At 50.3% G+C, this 17,932-nt stretch carries 14 protein-coding genes; 4 read left to right on the top strand and 10 right to left on the bottom strand.

The features are described from left to right. Positions 1 to 106: 106 nt before the first annotated feature. From ntrC to glnA, 4 genes are all read right to left on the bottom strand, one after another. Positions 107 to 1,507: a nitrogen regulation protein NR(I) gene (gene ntrC / locus MHN31_RS10955; protein WP_125563014.1), complete on the bottom strand. Its 1,401-nt coding sequence runs from the start codon at positions 1,505 to 1,507 to the stop codon at positions 107 to 109. 52 nt (positions 1,508 to 1,559) lie between these two features. Beyond that, entirely contained in the window at positions 1,560 to 2,621 is a 1,062-nt protein-coding gene (gene glnL, locus MHN31_RS10960; protein WP_125563015.1) for a nitrogen regulation protein NR(II), read from the bottom strand. A 57-nt stretch (positions 2,622 to 2,678) separates the two neighbouring features. Beyond that, positions 2,679 to 3,215, bottom strand: coding sequence for a DUF4124 domain-containing protein (locus tag MHN31_RS10965; protein WP_239444282.1), 537 nt, complete (start codon positions 3,213 to 3,215; stop codon positions 2,679 to 2,681). 231 nt (positions 3,216 to 3,446) lie between these two features. Then, the gene (glnA, locus tag MHN31_RS10970; protein ID WP_239444283.1) at positions 3,447 to 4,853 is read right to left on the bottom strand and encodes a glutamate--ammonia ligase; all 1,407 of its coding nucleotides are present in this window, start codon (positions 4,851 to 4,853) and stop codon (positions 3,447 to 3,449) included. 775 nt (positions 4,854 to 5,628) lie between these two features. Here glnA and typA point away from each other — a divergent pair. After that, entirely contained in the window at positions 5,629 to 7,449 is a 1,821-nt protein-coding gene (gene typA / locus MHN31_RS10975) for a translational GTPase TypA (RefSeq protein WP_049863695.1), read from the top strand. Between the two features lie 218 nt (positions 7,450 to 7,667). Here the strand turns inward: typA and MHN31_RS10980 are convergent, their stop codons facing one another. The 5 genes from MHN31_RS10980 to MHN31_RS11000 form a co-directional block, all read right to left on the bottom strand. Next, a complete protein-coding gene (locus MHN31_RS10980; protein ID WP_239444284.1) occupies positions 7,668 to 8,516 on the bottom strand; it encodes a chemotaxis protein CheW in 849 nt (282 codons plus the stop codon). A 41-nt stretch (positions 8,517 to 8,557) separates the two neighbouring features. After that, entirely contained in the window at positions 8,558 to 9,649 is a 1,092-nt protein-coding gene (locus MHN31_RS10985; protein ID WP_239444285.1) for an ABC transporter substrate-binding protein, read from the bottom strand. Further along, positions 9,594 to 11,774 carry a GNAT family N-acetyltransferase gene (locus MHN31_RS10990; protein WP_239444286.1) on the bottom strand — a complete coding sequence of 727 codons (2,181 nt, stop codon included), beginning with the start codon at positions 11,772 to 11,774 and terminating at the stop codon, positions 9,594 to 9,596. Before MHN31_RS10990 ends, MHN31_RS10985 begins: the two co-directional genes overlap by 56 nt. After that, positions 11,677 to 13,842: a DNA helicase II gene (gene uvrD / locus MHN31_RS10995; RefSeq protein WP_239444287.1), complete on the bottom strand. Its 2,166-nt coding sequence runs from the start codon at positions 13,840 to 13,842 to the stop codon at positions 11,677 to 11,679. The genes MHN31_RS10990 and uvrD overlap by 98 nt, the downstream gene beginning before the upstream one ends. 147 nt (positions 13,843 to 13,989) lie before the next feature. After that, a complete protein-coding gene (locus MHN31_RS11000; protein WP_010386153.1) occupies positions 13,990 to 14,934 on the bottom strand; it encodes a chemotaxis protein CheV in 945 nt (314 codons plus the stop codon). Positions 14,935 to 15,134: 200 nt separating this feature from the next. On the opposite strand from MHN31_RS11000, the gene MHN31_RS11005 reads away from it, so the two are divergent. Both MHN31_RS11005 and MHN31_RS11010 read left to right on the top strand, forming a co-directional pair. Continuing rightward, complete coding sequence (locus tag MHN31_RS11005; protein WP_125563023.1) at positions 15,135 to 16,196, top strand: potassium channel family protein; 1,062 nt, start codon at positions 15,135 to 15,137, stop codon at positions 16,194 to 16,196. Next, positions 16,193 to 16,387, top strand: a complete 195-nt coding sequence (locus MHN31_RS11010; RefSeq protein WP_239444288.1) for a hypothetical protein — start codon at positions 16,193 to 16,195, stop codon at positions 16,385 to 16,387. The genes MHN31_RS11005 and MHN31_RS11010 overlap by 4 nt, the downstream gene beginning before the upstream one ends. A 26-nt stretch (positions 16,388 to 16,413) precedes the next feature. Here MHN31_RS11010 and MHN31_RS11015 read toward each other — a convergent pair whose 3' ends face one another. After that, complete coding sequence (locus MHN31_RS11015) at positions 16,414 to 16,878, bottom strand: EVE domain-containing protein (protein ID WP_125563025.1); 465 nt, start codon at positions 16,876 to 16,878, stop codon at positions 16,414 to 16,416. A gap of 161 nt (positions 16,879 to 17,039) precedes the next feature. Between MHN31_RS11015 and tesB the strand changes: the two genes are divergently transcribed. Continuing rightward, positions 17,040 to 17,906, top strand: coding sequence for an acyl-CoA thioesterase II (gene tesB / locus MHN31_RS11020; RefSeq protein ID WP_125563027.1), 867 nt, complete (start codon positions 17,040 to 17,042; stop codon positions 17,904 to 17,906). The last annotated feature ends 26 nt before the right edge of the window (positions 17,907 to 17,932 follow it).

The raw sequence follows: 17,932 nt of genomic DNA on the forward strand, positions 1-17,932 counted from the left end.
TCGTTCCTTAAATGTTGTAGTTTTAGTGTGCAAAGTGCACTTATTAAAAGTACGAGTTCAAGCTTTTAGGAACAAGTGATGTTTTTTCATACAGGCAACGCTTTTCTCAGGTAAAGTTTCGTTCCTTCAATTTGCGGGTCAGGGTATTACGGCCCCAGCCAATTTTCAGCGCCGCTTCCTGCTTGTGACCATGGCATACGGCCAGCGCAGTTTTGATCAGGCGGGTCTCCAGCTGGGCCTGTACCTGAGGCCAGATGTCTTCTTTGCCCTGATGGAGCTCTTGTTCCAGCCAGTTTTGAAAGGCATCCAGCCAGTCACCTTCAATGGCATCCACAGCGGTAGCTTTGATTGGCTGGTTCAGCTCTTCTGGCAGGTCAGCGACATTGATGACATCACCAGGTGCCATCACCGTTAACCAGCGACAGCTGTTTTCAAGCTGACGCACGTTACCTGGCCAGTGAAATGCCTGCATAACCTTGAGCGCTTCGGTTGTTAGTATCTTGCAAGGGACTTTTAACTCTTTGGCACTGCGTACGAGAAAGTTCTCACTTAGTTTGGCAATGTCTTCTCGGCGCTCACGCAGCGGCGGCAGCTTAAGCCGAACGACATTCAGGCGGTGGAATAAGTCTTCGCGAAACTCCCCCTGTTCTACCAGGCGCTCCAGGTCCTGATGGGTGGCCGCAATGATCCGCACGTCGACCTTAACGCTGTGATGGCCGCCTACCCGGTAAAACTCGCCATCTGCCAGCACTCTGAGCAGGCGGGTTTGCACATCCAGTGGCATGTCGCCGATTTCATCCAGAAACAGCGTACCACCATTAGCCTGCTCAAATCGTCCCCGACGTATGCTGTCCGCACCGGTAAAGGCGCCTTTTTCGTGGCCAAAGAGTTCAGATTCAACGAGGTCTTTGGGAATGGCTGCCATATTCAGTGCGATAAACGGCTGCTCCCGGCGCGGACTGTGGTTGTGCAAAGCGCCAGCCACCAGTTCTTTACCTGTGCCCGACTCTCCGTTGATCAATACGCTCATGCTGGAGACCGAGAGTTTACCGATGGCCCGGAAAACCTCCTGCATGGCCGGCGCTTCACCAATGATATCGGGCTGTTTGGCATTGTTGCTGGGGCGCTTCGCTTTGTTATTTTGTGAGCTGGCCTGATAAGCGCGCTCCACCAGAGAGACGGCTTCGTCCAGATCAAACGGCTTGGCGAGATATTCAAACGCCCCCTTTTGAAAGGCATTGACCGCCGAATCCAGATCGGAATGGGCAGTCATGATGATGACTGGCAGGTTGGGGTGTTGCTCTGCGATTTCTTCCAGCAAGGCCATACCATCTATGCCGGGCATTCTGACATCTGAGATCAATACTGCGGGTTGATCATAGGTCAGCGCGGTGAGTACATCCTGGCCATTAGAGAAACTCTCAGTTTGAAAGTCTGCACGCGCCAGCGCTTTTTCCAGAACAAAGCGAATAGATGCATCATCATCGACAAGCCAAACATTTTTCATGGTGTGATCCCACTTCTCAAAATAGGTTATGAACGCACGTCACAAGACGCGTTTATGCTTCAAAGGGCAGGTAGATGGCAAACTCAGTATGGCCAGGCCAGCTGTCGCAATCGATGAAACCATGGTGTTGCTCGACCAGTGTTTGGGCAATAGACAAGCCTAATCCAGAACCACCTTCCTTGTTGGTTACCATAGGGTAAAACAAGGTGGCCTGCATTTCCTGGGCAATGCCGGGGCCGTTATCTGTGACCCTGATCTGCAACGCTTTTTTCATCAGTTGCTTACCGCGTCTGATACGATGACGGATCCGGGTTGACACTTTTATCTCGCCTTGCTCACCCAGCGCCTGTTGTGCGTTGCGGATAATGTTTAACACCACCTGCTGGATTTTGGCTTCATCCATAACCACATCCGGGATGCTAGGGTCATAGTCTTTGACCAGGCGGATCCCAGCGGCCCCATCGAGTTCACTGAGCCGGATCACCGACTCCAACATACGATGGACATTACAAGGCTCTTTGCGAGGCAATTCGTTAGGGCCCAGTAGCCGGTCTACCAACTCGGTCAGGCGATCCGCTTGCTCAATAATTAACTCTGCGCATTCGTCCCGCTCTTCCTGCTGCACTTCATACTGCAATAATTGCGCCGCTCCTCGGATCCCACCCAACGGATTTTTGATTTCGTGTGCCAGGCCGCGGATCAGGTTGCGGGCAGCCTGATATTGGTGGGCCTGATTAAAGGCCTGATCGAATCGCAGTTCTTCATCGATACGGCGACATTCTAGTTGGATAAATGCCCGGTTTTGGAACATAAAACGACGTGCAAACAGGTTCAGTGTGCTGGCGCGATTATCGATGAAGACCACGTCAACCTTGTGTTGCTGGCAATCGACACCGTCTTCCAGTACGTAACGCTGAAGCCGCTTCATGTCGATCATATGGTGATGAAAAATCGCTTCGAATGGCTGGTTTAATAAGCGTTTACTGCCCAGGCCAAGGAGTTCGCTGGCGCTGTTGTTGGCAAAATAGATGGTCAGGTCTTCGGTTAGTAAGATCACTGCAGTGGATAGATTTTGCCATAATTCATGTATTAATTCTGAGGAGGGTTGTGCCATATTGGATCGCCTTGCACCAAGTTGGTGCACAGCAGATTAGCACACCTATTATTATAATCAACGGTTGAGCAAGCTGGCGCGGTGCAGAAAAAAGGTGGTTACTGCACTTTGGGCAACCAGCATGCCTTTGTCATTAAATACTTTCATTTGCAATTTATGTTCCCCCCTGGGCACATCGCGTAACGCAAAAGATGCGGTGCTCTGTTTGGGCCCGGTGGCTTTACCATCAAGAAACAGCTGAACCTGAAAACCATTTGCAAAGCGCGGGGTGACTAAGCCGTTCACATACACGCTGCCACTGTTTTCGCGCAGAGTTTGCTGATCGCTGGGGGCTGTAATTTTTGCCTGATAAGAAACGGTGGGCGTGGATTGTGTGGGCGTTAAAATGCTGGTATCGGTGGCAGGCATGGTGAGCATATTGGTACTCAGTTTTACTTTCTCAGAGCCTTTTTTTGGCACATCGGAGTAGACCCAGTTACCATTTTCGTCTTTCCAGCGGTAGACTTTTTGATCTGACACAGCACTTGCGCTGAACACCAAACAGAGAATCACCCAATAAAGCCGCAACACGATTTCACCTTGCTTAAAAGACACACATTACCAGCTATAACTTTAGTGCTTTTAGTGCAAGTTTACCATTGCACTGGCATGAAAAAAGCCCGCATTGCGGGCTTGAGAACACATATGATTTAAGAGCGCAGAGTCAGCCTGTTCTTTCACGACCAGCGGACTGATCAGTGAGTGAATGCGGCTGAAATAAGCATTCCGGATCGCGCAGTGTGTCAGCTATAGCAGCTCACACACACCAGAACACCGAAAACCAGCTTATACGCTGTAGTACATTTCGAACTCAACCGGGTGAGTTGTCATGTTCAGCTTTTCAACTTCCTGAGATTTCAATGCGATGTACGCGTCGATCAGGTCGTTAGTGAATACGCCACCCTGGATCAGGAATTCACGGTCTGCGTCCAGAGAGTCCAGTGCTTCTTGCAGTGAAGAGGCAACGGTAGGGATCTCTGCAGCTTCTTCAGCTGGCAGGTCGTATAGGTCTTTGTCCATTGCATCGCCAGGGTGGATCTTGTTTTTGATTCCATCAAGGCCTGCCATCAGCATGGCAGAGAATGCCAGGTAAGGGTTAGCAGTTGGATCCGGGAAGCGGACTTCAATACGACGTGCTTTTTCAGACGGTACAACCGGAATACGGATTGACGCAGAGCGGTTACGTGCAGAGTAAGCCAGCATAACAGGTGCTTCGAAGCCAGGTACCAAACGCTTGTAAGAGTTAGTTGAAGCATTGGCAAACGCGTTGATGGCTTTCGCGTGCTTGATGATACCACCGATGTAGTAAAGCGCCTCTTCTGACAGACCGCCGTACTTGTCGCCAGCGAAGATGTTCTTGCCATCTTTACCTAATGACTGGTGACAGTGCATACCTGAACCGTTGTCGCCAACTACTGGCTTAGGCATAAAGGTTGCCGTTTTGCCGTACAGGTGTGCCATGTTGTGGATAACGTATTTCATTTCCTGAATTTCGTCAGCCTTGATAACCATTGTATTGAAGCGCGTTGCGATCTCGTTCTGACCTGCTGTTGCTACTTCATGGTGGTGTGCTTCTACAACCTGGCCCATTTCTTCCAGAACAAGACAAGTCGCACTACGCCAGTCACCTGATGAATCAACGGGTGCAACCGGGAAGTAACCGCCTTTTACGCCAGGACGGTGGCCCATGTTGCCTTCTTCGTAGCTTTTATCTGAGTTCCAGCTCGCTTCTTGCGCATCAATCTTGTACATAGAGCCAGACATATCTGTTTTGAACTTGACGTCGTCAAACAGGAAGAATTCAGGCTCAGGACCGAACAATACTGTGTCAGCAATGCCGGTAGAACGCATGTAGTCTTCAGCACGTTTTGCAACAGAACGCGGGTCACGCTCGTACCCTTGCATAGTTGAAGGCTCAAGCACGTCACAACGTACAATCAGAGTGGTCTCTTCTGAGAAAGGGTCTAGCTTAGCAGTCGTTGCATCTGGCATCAGTACCATGTCTGATTCGTTGATGCCTTTCCAACCTGCGATAGATGAGCCGTCGAACATTTTGCCATCTTCAAAGAAGTCTTCATCGGCCTGGTGATGAGGAATAGAAACGTGTTGCTCTTTACCTTTAGTATCCGTGAAACGTAAATCAACGAATTTAACGTCATGTTCTTTAATAAGATCTAAAACCGATTGTGACATGTGTCCTCCGACTCGTAGGGTTATATTTTGTTGCAGTGCTCTGCATTTGCGCACTACTAAGCGTTATTCGTGCCAATTTTTTAACTACATGTTTATAAAGGGTTTAGTTTATATCTAAACAAATAAAAAACAGTTTTGCACTAATTTGGTGCGTTAAGAATACTGTTGATGCACCATATGGGTGCGTTATGCACGGTTTTAATCTAGCACAGTTGAAACCGTATCCGGCGGGTCAGAGCGTATTTTATTTCTCGTTGCGGTGGCAAGCTAGATGGACAGGATAAAGGTGCCTGCATGCAAGTGCACAGGCCCGATGAGTCGTATCTTGTAAGTGCATAGTGCCGGAGCTTGCTGTGATATGTCAGAGTGCGACCAGTATGAGCAAAGGCGGTGAGCAAGGTTTCAGAGTAGCTTGGCCTGAGCGGCGTTGTCGTCTCAATAGTCACCTTTTTTCAGGATGACGCGAGCCGTCATACTGACTTCACGCTTGTCTGTCAGGATTAAAAGTTGTGGCCGGATCAGGGGGCTGGTGCTCTGGTGCAAACTTGTTGCCTTAATGATAGTCCTTACTGTTTGTTCTCTTCTGAGTCGGTTCATTGGGCGCAGACAATTGCGTGTTTAGGCATACTGGGCAGAAAAAAACGCTGGATAAACTTTCATCTGTCACATTATTAGGGGATAATACGCGACCTTTAATTGTGGATCGGCATCTTAGGTGCGCATTTTTGCGCGATTCGACTAGGATCACTGAGGGCCAACTTCTCTGAGTAAAAATATGAGCATTGAAAAGTTAAGAAATATCGCGATCATCGCGCACGTTGACCATGGTAAAACTACCCTAGTCGATAAGCTGCTGGAACAATCTGGCACATTAGAGACACGCGGTGGCAACGAAGAGCGTGTCATGGACTCGAATGATATTGAAAAAGAGCGTGGCATCACCATCCTGGCGAAAAACACCGCCATCGAGTGGAATGACTACCACATCAATATCGTAGACACCCCGGGACACGCCGACTTTGGTGGTGAGGTAGAACGTGTACTTTCAATGGTTGACTCAGTATTGCTACTGGTTGATGCCCAAGAAGGTCCAATGCCACAAACGCGTTTCGTAACGCAAAAAGCATTCGCGCTGGGTCTGAAACCTATCGTTGTTATCAACAAGATCGACAAGCCAGGCGCACGTCCTGATTGGGTTATGGATCAGGTATTTGACCTGTTCGATAACTTAGGCGCGACTGACGAGCAGCTGGACTTCCAGGTTATCTACGCATCAGCGATTAACGGTTGGGCGACATTAGACCTGGACGAACCGTCTGACAACATGCAGCCTATGTTTGAAGCTATCGTAGAGCAAGTTGGCCAGCCGGATGCAGATCCAGAGGGTGACTTCCAGATGCAGATCTCTCAGCTGGACTATAACTCATACATTGGTGTAATCGGTGTAGGTCGTATCAAGCGTGGTACCGTTAAAGTCAACCAGCAGGTGACCATCGTTGGTGCTGATGGCACGACACGTAACGGTAAAGTCGGTCAGGTTCTGACTTATCTTGGTCTTGATCGCCACGAAGCGCAAGAAGCACAGGCGGGTGACATCATCGCTATCACAGGTCTGGGTGAGCTGAAAATCTCTGACACTGTGTGTGATGTAAACGCAGTAGAAGCGCTACCTGCGCTATCTGTTGACGAGCCGACAGTAACCATGACCTTCTCTGTAAACACGTCACCGTTCTCTGGTCAGGAAGGTAAATTCGTTACTTCACGTAACATTCTTGAGCGTCTTCAGGCGGAACTGGTACACAACGTTGCATTGCGCGTTGAAGAAACAGACAACCCGGATAGCTTCCGCGTATCTGGCCGTGGTGAATTGCACTTAGGTATCCTGATTGAAAACATGCGTCGTGAAGGTTACGAGCTGGCAGTATCTCGTCCAGAGGTAATCCTGCGTGAAGTAGACGGCCAACTGGAAGAACCGTATGAAACTGTAACTGTTGACGTTCAGGAAGAGCACCAGGGTTCAATTATGGAGCAACTGGGTCTGCGTAAAGCAGAAATGACGGACATGGCACCAGATGGTAAAGGCCGTATCCGTATGGACTTCGTGATGCCTTCTCGTGGCCTGATCGGTTTTCAGACTGACTTCATGACGCTGACTTCAGGTTCTGGTCTGATGTACCACACGTTTGATCACTATGGTCCACACAAAGGTGGCAACATCGGTCAACGTAAGAACGGTGTACTGATTGCAAACGCGGCTGGTAAAGCGCTGACTAACGCCCTGTTCAACCTGCAAGACCGTGGTAAGTTGTTCATTGGTCACGGTGTAGAAGTGTACGAAGGGATGATCATCGGTATTCACGCACGTGATAACGACCTGACTGTTAATGCCTTGAAAGGTAAGCAGCTAACCAACGTACGTGCATCTGGTACTGATGAAGCGCAGAACCTGGTTCCGCCAATTATCATGACGCTTGAGCAGGCACTTGAATTCATCGATGACGATGAGCTGGTAGAAGTAACACCAGAAAGCATCCGTATTCGTAAGAAGCTACTGACAGAGAGCGAGCGTAAGCGCGCGAGCCGTCAGGCCAAGTAAGCAATTACTTGTCGAATACTAGAAAACGCCGCATTCGCGGCGTTTTCTAGTTGCTGCTCTCGGCAAGAGGGGCTTTTATTTCTTCCGGTTCATCGTCATTGCAAATGACCTGAGTAGAACATAGCGCTGGGATCCAGCACCAGGCTCAGGTGTATTTCTTGTTTTATCTGCCCTTTATTCACCGTGCGGATTAATCTCTGTTGCTGCAGTTGGCAAGATCAGAATAACCCATAGGCTTCTGTTTCTTCCGGTTCATAGTCTTGTAAGTGATCCGGACGGAAGATGGCGCTGGGGTCCAGTACCAGGCTGTGATGCTCTCCTTGTTTAATCAGCCCTTTCATCATCTTGCGCGTTTGAGGGTCAATTTCAAATCCCATACTGGTCATTTCGTGCAGGGATTTGATGTCTGATTCATCGCAGTGAATATTGTCTTCTACCTGATCAACCAACAAACCAATATGTGGGCGCTGACCATCTTGCGTGGTGAAGACAATGATGGGCTTATGGTCGAGAATGATTTGGTCGCGAGCCGATTCAAACAGCCGGATCAGCTTCATAAAGGTGGTGGATTTTTCTTTTTCCAGTAATCTCAGAGCCTCGTTTTTATCGCCCTTGGCATTGATGGTAAGCAGTTTGTCGGCCAGTGCATGGAGCTTATTATGTGGCTCTTCAAAGCGCGCCAATAGCGTACGCAGGTCATCGTTGTCGGTTTTAAAACTGTAGTACCACTTACCAAAAGCGGATTGCTTTGGATCTTTGGCCTGGGTAAAAGGCTGATCGTTGTATATGCAGCGCTCCAGCTCTGCCAGCCAGGCTTTTTGATCTTGCTCTCGCTCCTGCAACATAGTGACCAGAGACTTGTTAATGTCGTAGGAAGACTGGTTATTTAAGATTAAACCTAAGTCAAAGATGGGGGTAGGTGTGCCCATGTAGTCTTTGACGCCCATAAAGCTGGGATTATCATTGGGCAGAGAGGTGAGGTTACCTTCGTAGCGCTCGGTCAGCAGGATATCCAATATTTTTAATGAAATGGTTTTTTTCCCTACCCGAAAATTGATTAAGTCCATGTCTGCCTCTGTACGTTAACTTGATGTCCTAAGCATAGACATTATTGAAAGTAAGATCGATACACGCGGGGTTTATTCTCAGTGTCAGAGAGGCCAAAAATCGTGCGTATCGCCGGGTCTTTTTCCAATACCTGCTGCATTGCGTTGGCCAGGCACGCGCGCGTGACCGGCCTGGGGCAGTAGTCGAGCGCTGAAATAAAAATGGCGGCGTTGAGAAACCCTTCAAAAATCTGCGGACTGGTTGCTAAGTGTTGTTTGTGAATCAAAGAGCGAAATAACGCACATAATTGCGCCTGGCACTTGCTTGGGTCGGGTACCACTTCGCTGATCATCAGCGCTGGTTTGCTGGTCAGCTGGGCAAACAGCGCGCTGGAAGAAGTGAAAGAGACACCGGTAAAGGTGCCTTTAAACCCCCGGTGCATCGCTTTATCAATAAAAAGCGAGAGGGGCTGATAAGTGCCTATCATCGCCACGGCTGTGACTTCACTGCGCATGATCACCTTGAGGGCTTTGTTGATATCGGCACTGTTGCGCCGAAAGCGGGCCGTTACTTTGGGTTTGAGGCCCCTGGCGGTCAGTGCCTGACGAAAGCTTTTTTCCAGCGTCAGGCCAAACTCGTCGGCCTGGATCAACAGGGCAATGGCTTTATGTCCTTGTTCATCCACCAGGTAGCGAACCTGCTCATTGGCTTCATCCAGATAGCTGGCTCGCCAGTTAAACACCGGGTAGGGGGTGTTGAAGCGCAGAAAGTCTGCTCCGGTAAAGGGCACCAGGAAAGGGAGCTGATGATGCGTCAGGATTGCCTGAATAGCGTGTGTCGTAGGTGTGCCCATGTTGCCAAAGAGCGCCATGACTTTATGCTGATCAATCAGGTAACGGGTATTTACGACGGTGCGGGCGGGCTCATAGCCATCATCCAGTACCATCAGTGACACTTTGGGGTGGGACCTGTCTGGCAGGCCATTGGCATACTCAAAATACAGCTGGGCGCCTTGTTTGAGTTGCTGGCCAATGTCTTTGGCCGGTCCGCTCAGGGCAACCGACATGCCAAGCTTGAGCACCTCGTCAGCGATAAGCTTAGGGCTGCTCAGCAGAGCGATGCAACAACTCAGGATTGAGATTAATTTCAGCATGTACTTCCGTCACTATTGACCGCAAAGCGGCTTGTCGTTGTTTTTTTGTAGCCAGGTCCAAAGCATCATCTAATACTTTTGGTGGGTGACGTTGTAATAATAGCCGAATCGTTGTGACTTGGGAACTGGCTGATAATCGGTCCAAAAGTACAGGATGATTGCGACACAGTGTGCTGATCAGGGCCGCGATTTGTTGCTCTCCTGCTGTGGTGTGTGCAAAGTAGTTTAGCTGTTGCACCAGCACAGGGTCGGGCTCGTTTTGTGGCAGGGTTTTACATAGCTCGATAACCAAAGCACAGGAAAAGTCACGATATAACTCACTGAGTTGATTGAACAGCAGATGCTTAAACCACTGTTGTAGTGGCTCAAGCGCAACGTTCTCAGTACAGGGTTTGATCACCAGGACAGCAAACTCACCGCTGGCTTTATCTTGTTTAAAGCCCAGTTTGACGGGCCGATACTGGTGGTGCTGCCAGAATCGGAGTAATTGCGTGTTACAGCCAAAACTGCTGCCGAAATAGTCAACCTGGCCACTCAGTTGCTGCTCGGCAAAGCGCAATAACTGGCTGCCAATCTGTTGTCCCTGTTGGTGTGGTGACACGGCGATCCGTACCACCCGCGCCCCGCGTTTTTGTGCCAGTTGTGCATTACCGGTTAGTTGCGCAAGTTGCTGTGCCATTAAATGCCCGGCAGGGCGCCGCGTTGCTGTCGCAATATCCATACTGAGTGCGGCATCAAAACCGCCTTCCAGTTTGAGCAGACACACCGCCACCACTGTCCCTTGCTGCCGGGCAAGGTATAAACGGTTATGCGGGCTGTCGAGCAGCTGGCGCAGATCGTTCACAGATGTTTGATAATGTGCCAGGACCAATAAGGCAAACACCTGAGACAGAGTATCCTCATCCTCTGCTAACTGTGCGCCCGAACAAGCGCTGAATGCTAAGGGAGCTGTTGCTGTGTACGAACGTTGATAGTCACAATCCAGTGCAAATAGCTGACGTAACAGGGCTTCGAGCGGATCCCGTTCGGCATAGCGGATCGGCTGACTGAGGGATAAGCTCAGGTGCTGTGGGTGGGTGTGTGTAAGCTGCCTGGCAAAGCGCAGCGTATAGCCCCGGCCATTGCCTTCATAGCCAATCAGAGTACTGGAAAACACCACTTTGGGGTAGGCTTTAAGTAATGCCATGAGTACTGGTACCGGGATTGCGGCGGCCTCGTCAACCAGCAGCACATCACAGCTAGGGCGTTGTGCAAGCAGTTGATCAGGAGGCATAAAACGCAGGTTGGCAAGCTGATTTAGTTTGTCGGTAACCGATTTATCCAGCGCGGCACCGAGATGGACAAAGCTGTTGTGAACGGCGCGGCGTTGCTGCGCGCATAACACAAAATTCAGCTCGGGCAGGCCTGCTGCCAGTCTGCCAAGCAGCGAGGACTTTCCACGGCCACGATCGGCACTCAGTAATACGGGCCCGGGAGTCGGTTGCTGTAAGTGAGTCGTCAGCTGCGAGAGGGCACGGTGTTGCTCACTGAAATCCAAAGTGGCATGCGGTGCATCATAGTGTGGTGGCAGTAAGTCACCCTGTGATTGACTGATCTGCCATACAGAAGTTCTGTTTAGCAGTGTTTGCCAACGTTGCAGGTAGGGGCTGGACTGTGCGGTTTCGTTATAGGACAGCCAGCGCTCAAGTGCCGGATCGCACCAGCTTTGCCACTGTGATAACTCTGGGGAGAGCACAATCAGCAAGCCACCGGCTTGTACTGTGCCTGCGGCGGCGGCGAGAGTATTCGGTACTAGCCCGCTGAACAGGTCATAGATGACAAAAGGGTATTCCTGGCCCAGTACCTGATGCAAATGCTCAGGCCAGCAAGCTCCGGGCAGCCTTGCGTGCTGGCTCAGCACTAATGCCGTATTTTGCATAGCAGGGAACAGGCGCTGTACTTCAGTGTAGCTCCAGTCTTGCTCGCCGCTGATCAGCAGTAGTTGGCGATGTCGGGCCTGCCCAAGCTGTGAGAGCAGGCTCGTTAGTTTAGAGTGCTTGCAATCTGGCATAGGCAGTGACCAGCCACTTGCTGCCAACATCGTCAAAATTGACCTGAATTCGTGACTGTGCGCCGTTGCCTTCATAGTTGAGTACCGTGCCGGCACCAAATTTAGCATGTAATACGCGCTGACCGAGGCTGAAACCGCTGTCTTCAAATGCTGCATGGCTCACCGAGCCGCTGAAACGACCACTAGGCGCTGGGCGTGAAACTTGCGTCTTGATGCGAATTTCTTCCAGGCAGTCTTCGGGGATTTCACGCAAAAAACGTGACGGGCTGTGGTATTTTTCCTGACCATACAGGCGGCGGCTTTCCGCATGACTGATGTAAAGTTTTTCCATGGCCCGGGTCATGCCTACATAACACAAGCGGCGCTCCTCTTCGAGACGGCCAGATTCTTCGTGGCTTTGCTGCGAAGGGAACATGCCTTCTTCTACGCCCACCATAAAAACCAGCGGGAACTCGAGGCCCTTGGCCGAGTGCAGTGTCATCATTTGCACGGCATCTTCGTGTTCATCGGCCTGACCTTCGCCAGATTCCAGTGAGGTATAGGCTAAGAAACCTTGTAGTGGCGAGGTGAACTCTTCTTCCACGGGTAAATCAAACTGACCACAGGCGTTGATCAATTCCTCGAGGTTTTCTACCCGGGCACGGCCTTTTTCACCTTTCTCGGCCTGATACATGGCCAGTAGACCTGATTGCTCTATGGTGGTTTTGGCTTGATCGGCCAGTTCGAGCTCCATCAGTTTGTCGTCCAGCTGTTCAACCAGTTCAATGAAGCGACGAATGGCGGTGGCGGCGCGGCCAGCCAGGTGGCCTTGCTCCAGCACAGCTTTGGCTGCGTACCACAGGGGGAGCGACTCGGCCCGGGCACAGTCTCGAATATGGCTCAGGGTTTTATCGCCGATACCGCGTGCCGGGGTATTGATCACCCGTTCAAACGCAGCGTCGTCATTGCGATTGCTGATCAAACGCAAATAAGACAGGGCGTCTTTGATCTCCTGACGTTCGAAGAAGCGCATACCGCCGTAAATGCGATACTTCAGGCCTTCCTGTAGCAAGGCTTCTTCCAGCACCCGAGATTGGGCGTTACTACGGTAAAGCACGGCACAGTCGCTCAGCGCGTTACCGCCCTGAAGCCAGGACTTGACTTTACCAACCATAAAACGGGCTTCGTCCAGCTCGTTAAATGCGGCATACACAGAGATAGGTTCGCCCTGATTGCCGTCGGTCCAGAGGCTTTTGCCCATACGCTCAGCATTATTCTGGATCAGCGCGTTAGACGCTTTCAATATGGTGCCGGTGGAGCGGTAGTTTTGCTCAAGGCGGATGGTTTGCGCGTCGAAGTCGGTTAAGAAGCGTTTGATGTTCTCAATCCGTGCGCCTCGCCAGCCGTAAATGCTTTGGTCGTCATCGCCCACTATCATGATGTTGCTGTCGCTGCCGGCGAGTAGTTTTAGCCATAAATACTGAATGCTGTTGGTATCCTGAAATTCGTCGACCAGCATATGGCGGAAGCGTTGCTGGTAATGGTGCAGCAGCGTCAGGTTTTGTTGCAGTACTTCGTAGCAACGCAGCAAAATTTCGGCAAAGTCGACCAGACCGGCACGATCACAGGCATCCTGATAGGCAGTATACACCTGCAACATCAATTGCTCGTTGACGTCATGAGCGGTGATGTCTTTCGGACGCTGGCCTTCGTCTTTGCGCGCGCTGATATACCAACTAAGTTGCTTAGGTGGCCACTTTTTGTCGTCGATGTTCATCGACTTCAGCAGACGTTTGATCATTCTCAGTTGGTCGTCGGAATCCAGGATCTGAAACGATTCTGGCAGCCTGGCTTCGCGGTGATGGGCGCGCAAAATACGATGCGCTAGGCCATGGAACGTGCCGATCCACATGCCACCGACCGGGTTTTGCAAGGTCTCTTCGACCCGGGTACGCATCTCTTTGGCGGCTTTGTTGGTAAAGGTCACGGCAAAAATGCTGTACGCGGAGGCCTGCTCAACCTGCATGAGCCAGGCGATGCGATGTACCAGCACCCGGGTTTTGCCCGAGCCTGCGCCCGCTAATACCAGCATATTTTGTAGCGGTGCGGCAACCGCCTCACGTTGTTTGTCGTTTAAGCCATCAAGTAATTCTGATACGTCCATCTTTGCGCCCATCGTCTTTATTCAGCGCAAAGTATACCTAGGGCAGGGCACAAAGCCCAGTTTGGTGCGGGTATTTTGCACATGGTTAAAATTAACCATATGAAAAATATAAGGTTTAATTTTTACTTAACCTGTTTTTATATACAGTTATTGATTCAGTACGTCTTTCAGTCGACGCTGCATTTCATCAACCAGTCGGTCCGGCTGAAATTTAGATAAGAAAACATCACACCCCACCTTCTCTACCATGGCTTTGTTAAAGCTGCCACTGAGCGAGGTATTGAGCACGATATAGAGGTCTTTTAGGCGGCTATCGTTACGTATTTCATAGGTTAGTCGGTAGCCATCCATAACTGGCATTTCAGCATCGGTGATCACTGCCATGAGTTCTTTGTTCACGTCTATGCCCTCATCTGCCCAGTGTTGGAGCAGCTTAAGGGCTTCGTGGCCATCGGTTGCAGGTAGCACTTCGATGCCCAGCTGAGCCAGCGTATCGGAGACCTGACGACGCGCCGTGGGAGAGTCATCCACATGCAAAATCTTGCGGCCCTGAAACTCGTTGATGATAGTTTTGTCGAGGATATTTTCGGGGATCACTACGTCGTACGCAATGATCTCGGCCAGCACTTTCTCGACGTCAATGATCTCTACCAGTAACTCCTGGTCGCCGCGCTTGAGCTTGGTCAGTGCGGTGAGGTAATGGTTACGACCCACTGAGCGCGGGGGCGGCATGATATCAGACCAAGTGGTGTTAACTATCTGGTCGACTTTACCTACCAGAAATGCCTGAATGGTTCGGTTATATTCGGTGATCACCAGATTGCTGTCACTGTCGTATTCACAATGCGGCATGCAGATCGCCTGGCGTAAATCGATCACTGGGATAGACTCACCCCGAATAGTGGTGACACCGGCTATTTTCGGATGGGCATTGGGCATTTTGTTAAGATGCGGCAACTTAACGACTTCTTTGACTTTAAATACATTGAGTGCAAACAGATGTCGGCTGTGCAAATGAAACAACAGTAGCTCGAGGCGGTTTTCTCCCACCAGTTGTGTGCGTTGATCAACGGATGCTAATACTCCGGCCATAAAGCTACCCTAATATATGTACCTTCCCTCAGTATATACTTATTAGTAAATAAATTAATACTTTCTGTACGCACAAATTGAGCCCAATCAAGCTGAGTCAAACAATGGCGTTCGGCAAGTGCCACACAGAGGGTTATCTCAGTTGCATAATCCTGATTATTCAGTATGGTAAATCAGAGACTTGCAATATAGGAATGACAATGCCTTTGCTATTTAAGCGTTTGTTGTTGGTATTACAGACGCACATTGATCAGGCCAGTTGGCCACTGATTGGACTGGCGACTGTGTTGCATATGTGCGTGACCTGGGCATTGCTCTGGCTGGCACAGGAGCACGCATTATTGCCTGTCAGCACCTATATCTATTATTACGTCGTGACCACATCGACAGTGGGTTATGGTGATTTTAGTGCCACGACCGACCTGGGACGCTGGGTTGTGGCCTTATTTCAAATCCCGTTGGGTCTGGCGTTGTTTGGCATTTTGCTGGGCAAAGTTGGGCAACTAATTACAATTTGGGTAAAAAGAGCAATGAAGGGCGACAAAGACTATTCACATCTGAGCGATCATATCATCATTTTTGGCTGGCATGCGACACGCACTGAGCGCATGATTGAGTATATTCTGGCCGATAATAAACGCATTGAGCGGCGTATTGTGTTGGCTGTGTGTGACGAAATGGAACACCCGTTGCTGCGTTTTTCCGAGGTGGATTTTGTGCGTTTGTTGAGCTTTACCGATGATCAGCAGTTGGTGCGCACTGGGTTAGCCTATGCGGATAAAATCATTGTTGATGGTCAGGACGATGATCAAACCTTTACGACTGCGCTAAAACTCAGTCCGATGGTGAAAACGGCTGCGCACATCAGTGCTCATTTTAATGATGAAACCAAGGCCCAGTTATTACGCCAGCATTGTCGCAATGTGGAGTGTTCGACGGCGATGTCAGCAGAGATTCTGGTGCGTTCGATGCAGGACCCGGGATCAAGTCGTATTCAGGAAGAGCTGCTCTCCACCCTGCATGGCGACACGCAATTTAGTTTGCAGCTGCCGAAGTCATTAACAGCGTTGACGTTTGGTCAGCTCTTTATGTATTTCAAAACGCATCATAATGCGATTTTACTGGGGGTGGCACGTGACCTCAGTGGTCGTGATATGGATCTAAACCCACCGTTGGATTACGCACTGCAGGGGGGCGATGTGTTGCATTATATTGCACCACAACGCGTACTTCACAGTGAAGTGAACTGGGAGCGAGTATGACAGATCAATTGTTGCTATTGATGGGGGCCTTGTGCTTGTATTTGCTGCCGATAGGACTGGTTGCTGGCAGCAAACGCACTCGGGGTCATGAGAAAAATGGCTGGCTGATCGGCACTTTGCTGTTTTCCTGGCTGGCGCTGATCTTGTACCTTTCTATGATCCCCAAAGGAGGAAAGCAGAAAAAGCGTTAATATATCAGTTTCCTCGTCCGGCACTGTTACTCAGTGCCACCGAGCTGGCAGATGTGTGCCCACTCAGCGTCGGTTACAGGCATAATGGACAGACGACCGGCCTTTTTTAGCGCCAGCTCTGTGATGGCATCATCCGCTTTAATGGCTTTGAGTGTCACAGGTCGCGGCAAATGCTGTTGGTAGCATAAGGTGACGCCTACCCAGCGTGGGTTGTCTGTACTGGACTTAGCATCATAATAATCACTGCTCAGATCAAACTGATGGGGATCTGTCTCTGCCCCTTTGGTGATAGTGGCGATGCCGACTACAGCGGGGGTTTTGCAGCTTGAGTGGTAAATAAAGACTTGATCGCCCACTTGTACATCATCGCGCAGAAAGTTACGGGCCTGATAATTACGGATTCCTTCCCAAAACGTACTTTGCTGTGGTGCCTGCTGTAAATCGTCGATGGAAAATGCGTCGGGTTCGGTTTTAAATAACCAGTATGCCATGTCAGTTACCTTGTCAGAAAAAGCCGATACACAGTGTATCGCACTCTTGTCCGGCCTGCTACGTGCCTGGGTTAAGCACCTGATTTAAAGAGCTATGCCTCTCTTTACTTGCACAATAGTGTATAATTACAGGATTAGCTATGCAGTGTAAGAGGTGTGCAATGAGTCAGGCATTACAGGGGTTGCTGGAGCTACTTCAGCTCGAAGAAATCGAACAAGGGATTTATCGGGGCCAGAGCCAGGATTTGGGCTTTCCGCAGGTGTTTGGCGGCCAGGTAATGGGCCAGGCACTCTCCGCTGCCAAATACACTTTGCCAGAAGGGCGCTACGTGCATTCGCTGCACTCGTACTTTTTACGGCCCGGCGACGCGGCTAAACCGATTGTGTACGATGTTGAGAATATCCGTGATGGCCGCAGTTTTAGTACCCGCAGGGTCAGTGCTATTCAGTACGGTAAACCCATTTTTTACATGACCGCGTCTTTTCAGGGGGATGAACCTGGTTTATCCCACCAGTCAGAGATGCCGGAAGTTCCGGGTCCGGAAGCATTGCGATCATCGCTGGAGTTTTATCAGGATAAAGCAGACTTAATTCCTGAGCCGCTACGCGCCAAATTTACGCAGCCTATGCCCATCGAAATGCGTCCGGTGGAGTTTCATAACCCGTTTCAGCCCGAGGTGATGGAACCCACACGCCATGTCTGGTTTAAGGCCAATGGGGCCATGCCTGACGATCGCCGCATTCACAACTACTTGCTGGCCTATGCGTCGGATTTTGAGTTCCTGCCCACGGCGTTGCAGCCGCATGGGGTGTCCTTTATGCAAAAAAACATGCAGGTCGCGACCATAGATCATGCGATGTGGTTCCATCGTCCATTTAGAATGGATGAGTGGTTGCTTTATAGCGTTGACAGCCCCAGTGCCAGCAATGGTCGTGGACTGGTCAGGGGCCAGTTCTTTAACCGTCAGGGCGAATTAGTGGCATCTACTATTCAGGAAGGAGTGATGCGTCAGCGCGAAGCGCGCTGACGCTATGATGGTACCTTTATAGTGTA

Source organism: Pseudoalteromonas sp. McH1-42 (assembly GCF_022347845.1).
Taxonomy (GTDB): Bacteria; Pseudomonadota; Gammaproteobacteria; order Enterobacterales; family Alteromonadaceae; genus Pseudoalteromonas; species Pseudoalteromonas rubra_D.

Coding starts and splice junctions, on each gene's coding strand:
- ntrC (WP_125563014.1), bottom strand. CDS start 1,507: ATGAAAAATGTTTGGCTTGTCGATGATGATGCATCTATTCGCTTTGTT.
- glnL (WP_125563015.1), bottom strand. CDS start 2,621: ATGGCACAACCCTCCTCAGAATTAATACATGAATTATGGCAAAATCTA.
- glnA (WP_239444283.1), bottom strand. CDS start 4,853: ATGTCACAATCGGTTTTAGATCTTATTAAAGAACATGACGTTAAATTC.
- typA (WP_049863695.1), top strand. CDS start 5,629: ATGAGCATTGAAAAGTTAAGAAATATCGCGATCATCGCGCACGTTGAC.
- MHN31_RS10980 (WP_239444284.1), bottom strand. CDS start 8,516: ATGGACTTAATCAATTTTCGGGTAGGGAAAAAAACCATTTCATTAAAA.
- MHN31_RS10985 (WP_239444285.1), bottom strand. CDS start 9,649: ATGCTGAAATTAATCTCAATCCTGAGTTGTTGCATCGCTCTGCTGAGC.
- MHN31_RS10990 (WP_239444286.1), bottom strand. CDS start 11,774: ATGAAGGCAACGGCGCACAGTCACGAATTCAGGTCAATTTTGACGATG.
- uvrD (WP_239444287.1), bottom strand. CDS start 13,842: ATGGACGTATCAGAATTACTTGATGGCTTAAACGACAAACAACGTGAG.
- MHN31_RS11000 (WP_010386153.1), bottom strand. CDS start 14,934: ATGGCCGGAGTATTAGCATCCGTTGATCAACGCACACAACTGGTGGGA.
- MHN31_RS11005 (WP_125563023.1), top strand. CDS start 15,135: ATGCCTTTGCTATTTAAGCGTTTGTTGTTGGTATTACAGACGCACATT.
- MHN31_RS11010 (WP_239444288.1), top strand. CDS start 16,193: ATGACAGATCAATTGTTGCTATTGATGGGGGCCTTGTGCTTGTATTTG.
- MHN31_RS11015 (WP_125563025.1), bottom strand. CDS start 16,878: ATGGCATACTGGTTATTTAAAACCGAACCCGACGCATTTTCCATCGAC.
- tesB (WP_125563027.1), top strand. CDS start 17,040: ATGAGTCAGGCATTACAGGGGTTGCTGGAGCTACTTCAGCTCGAAGAA.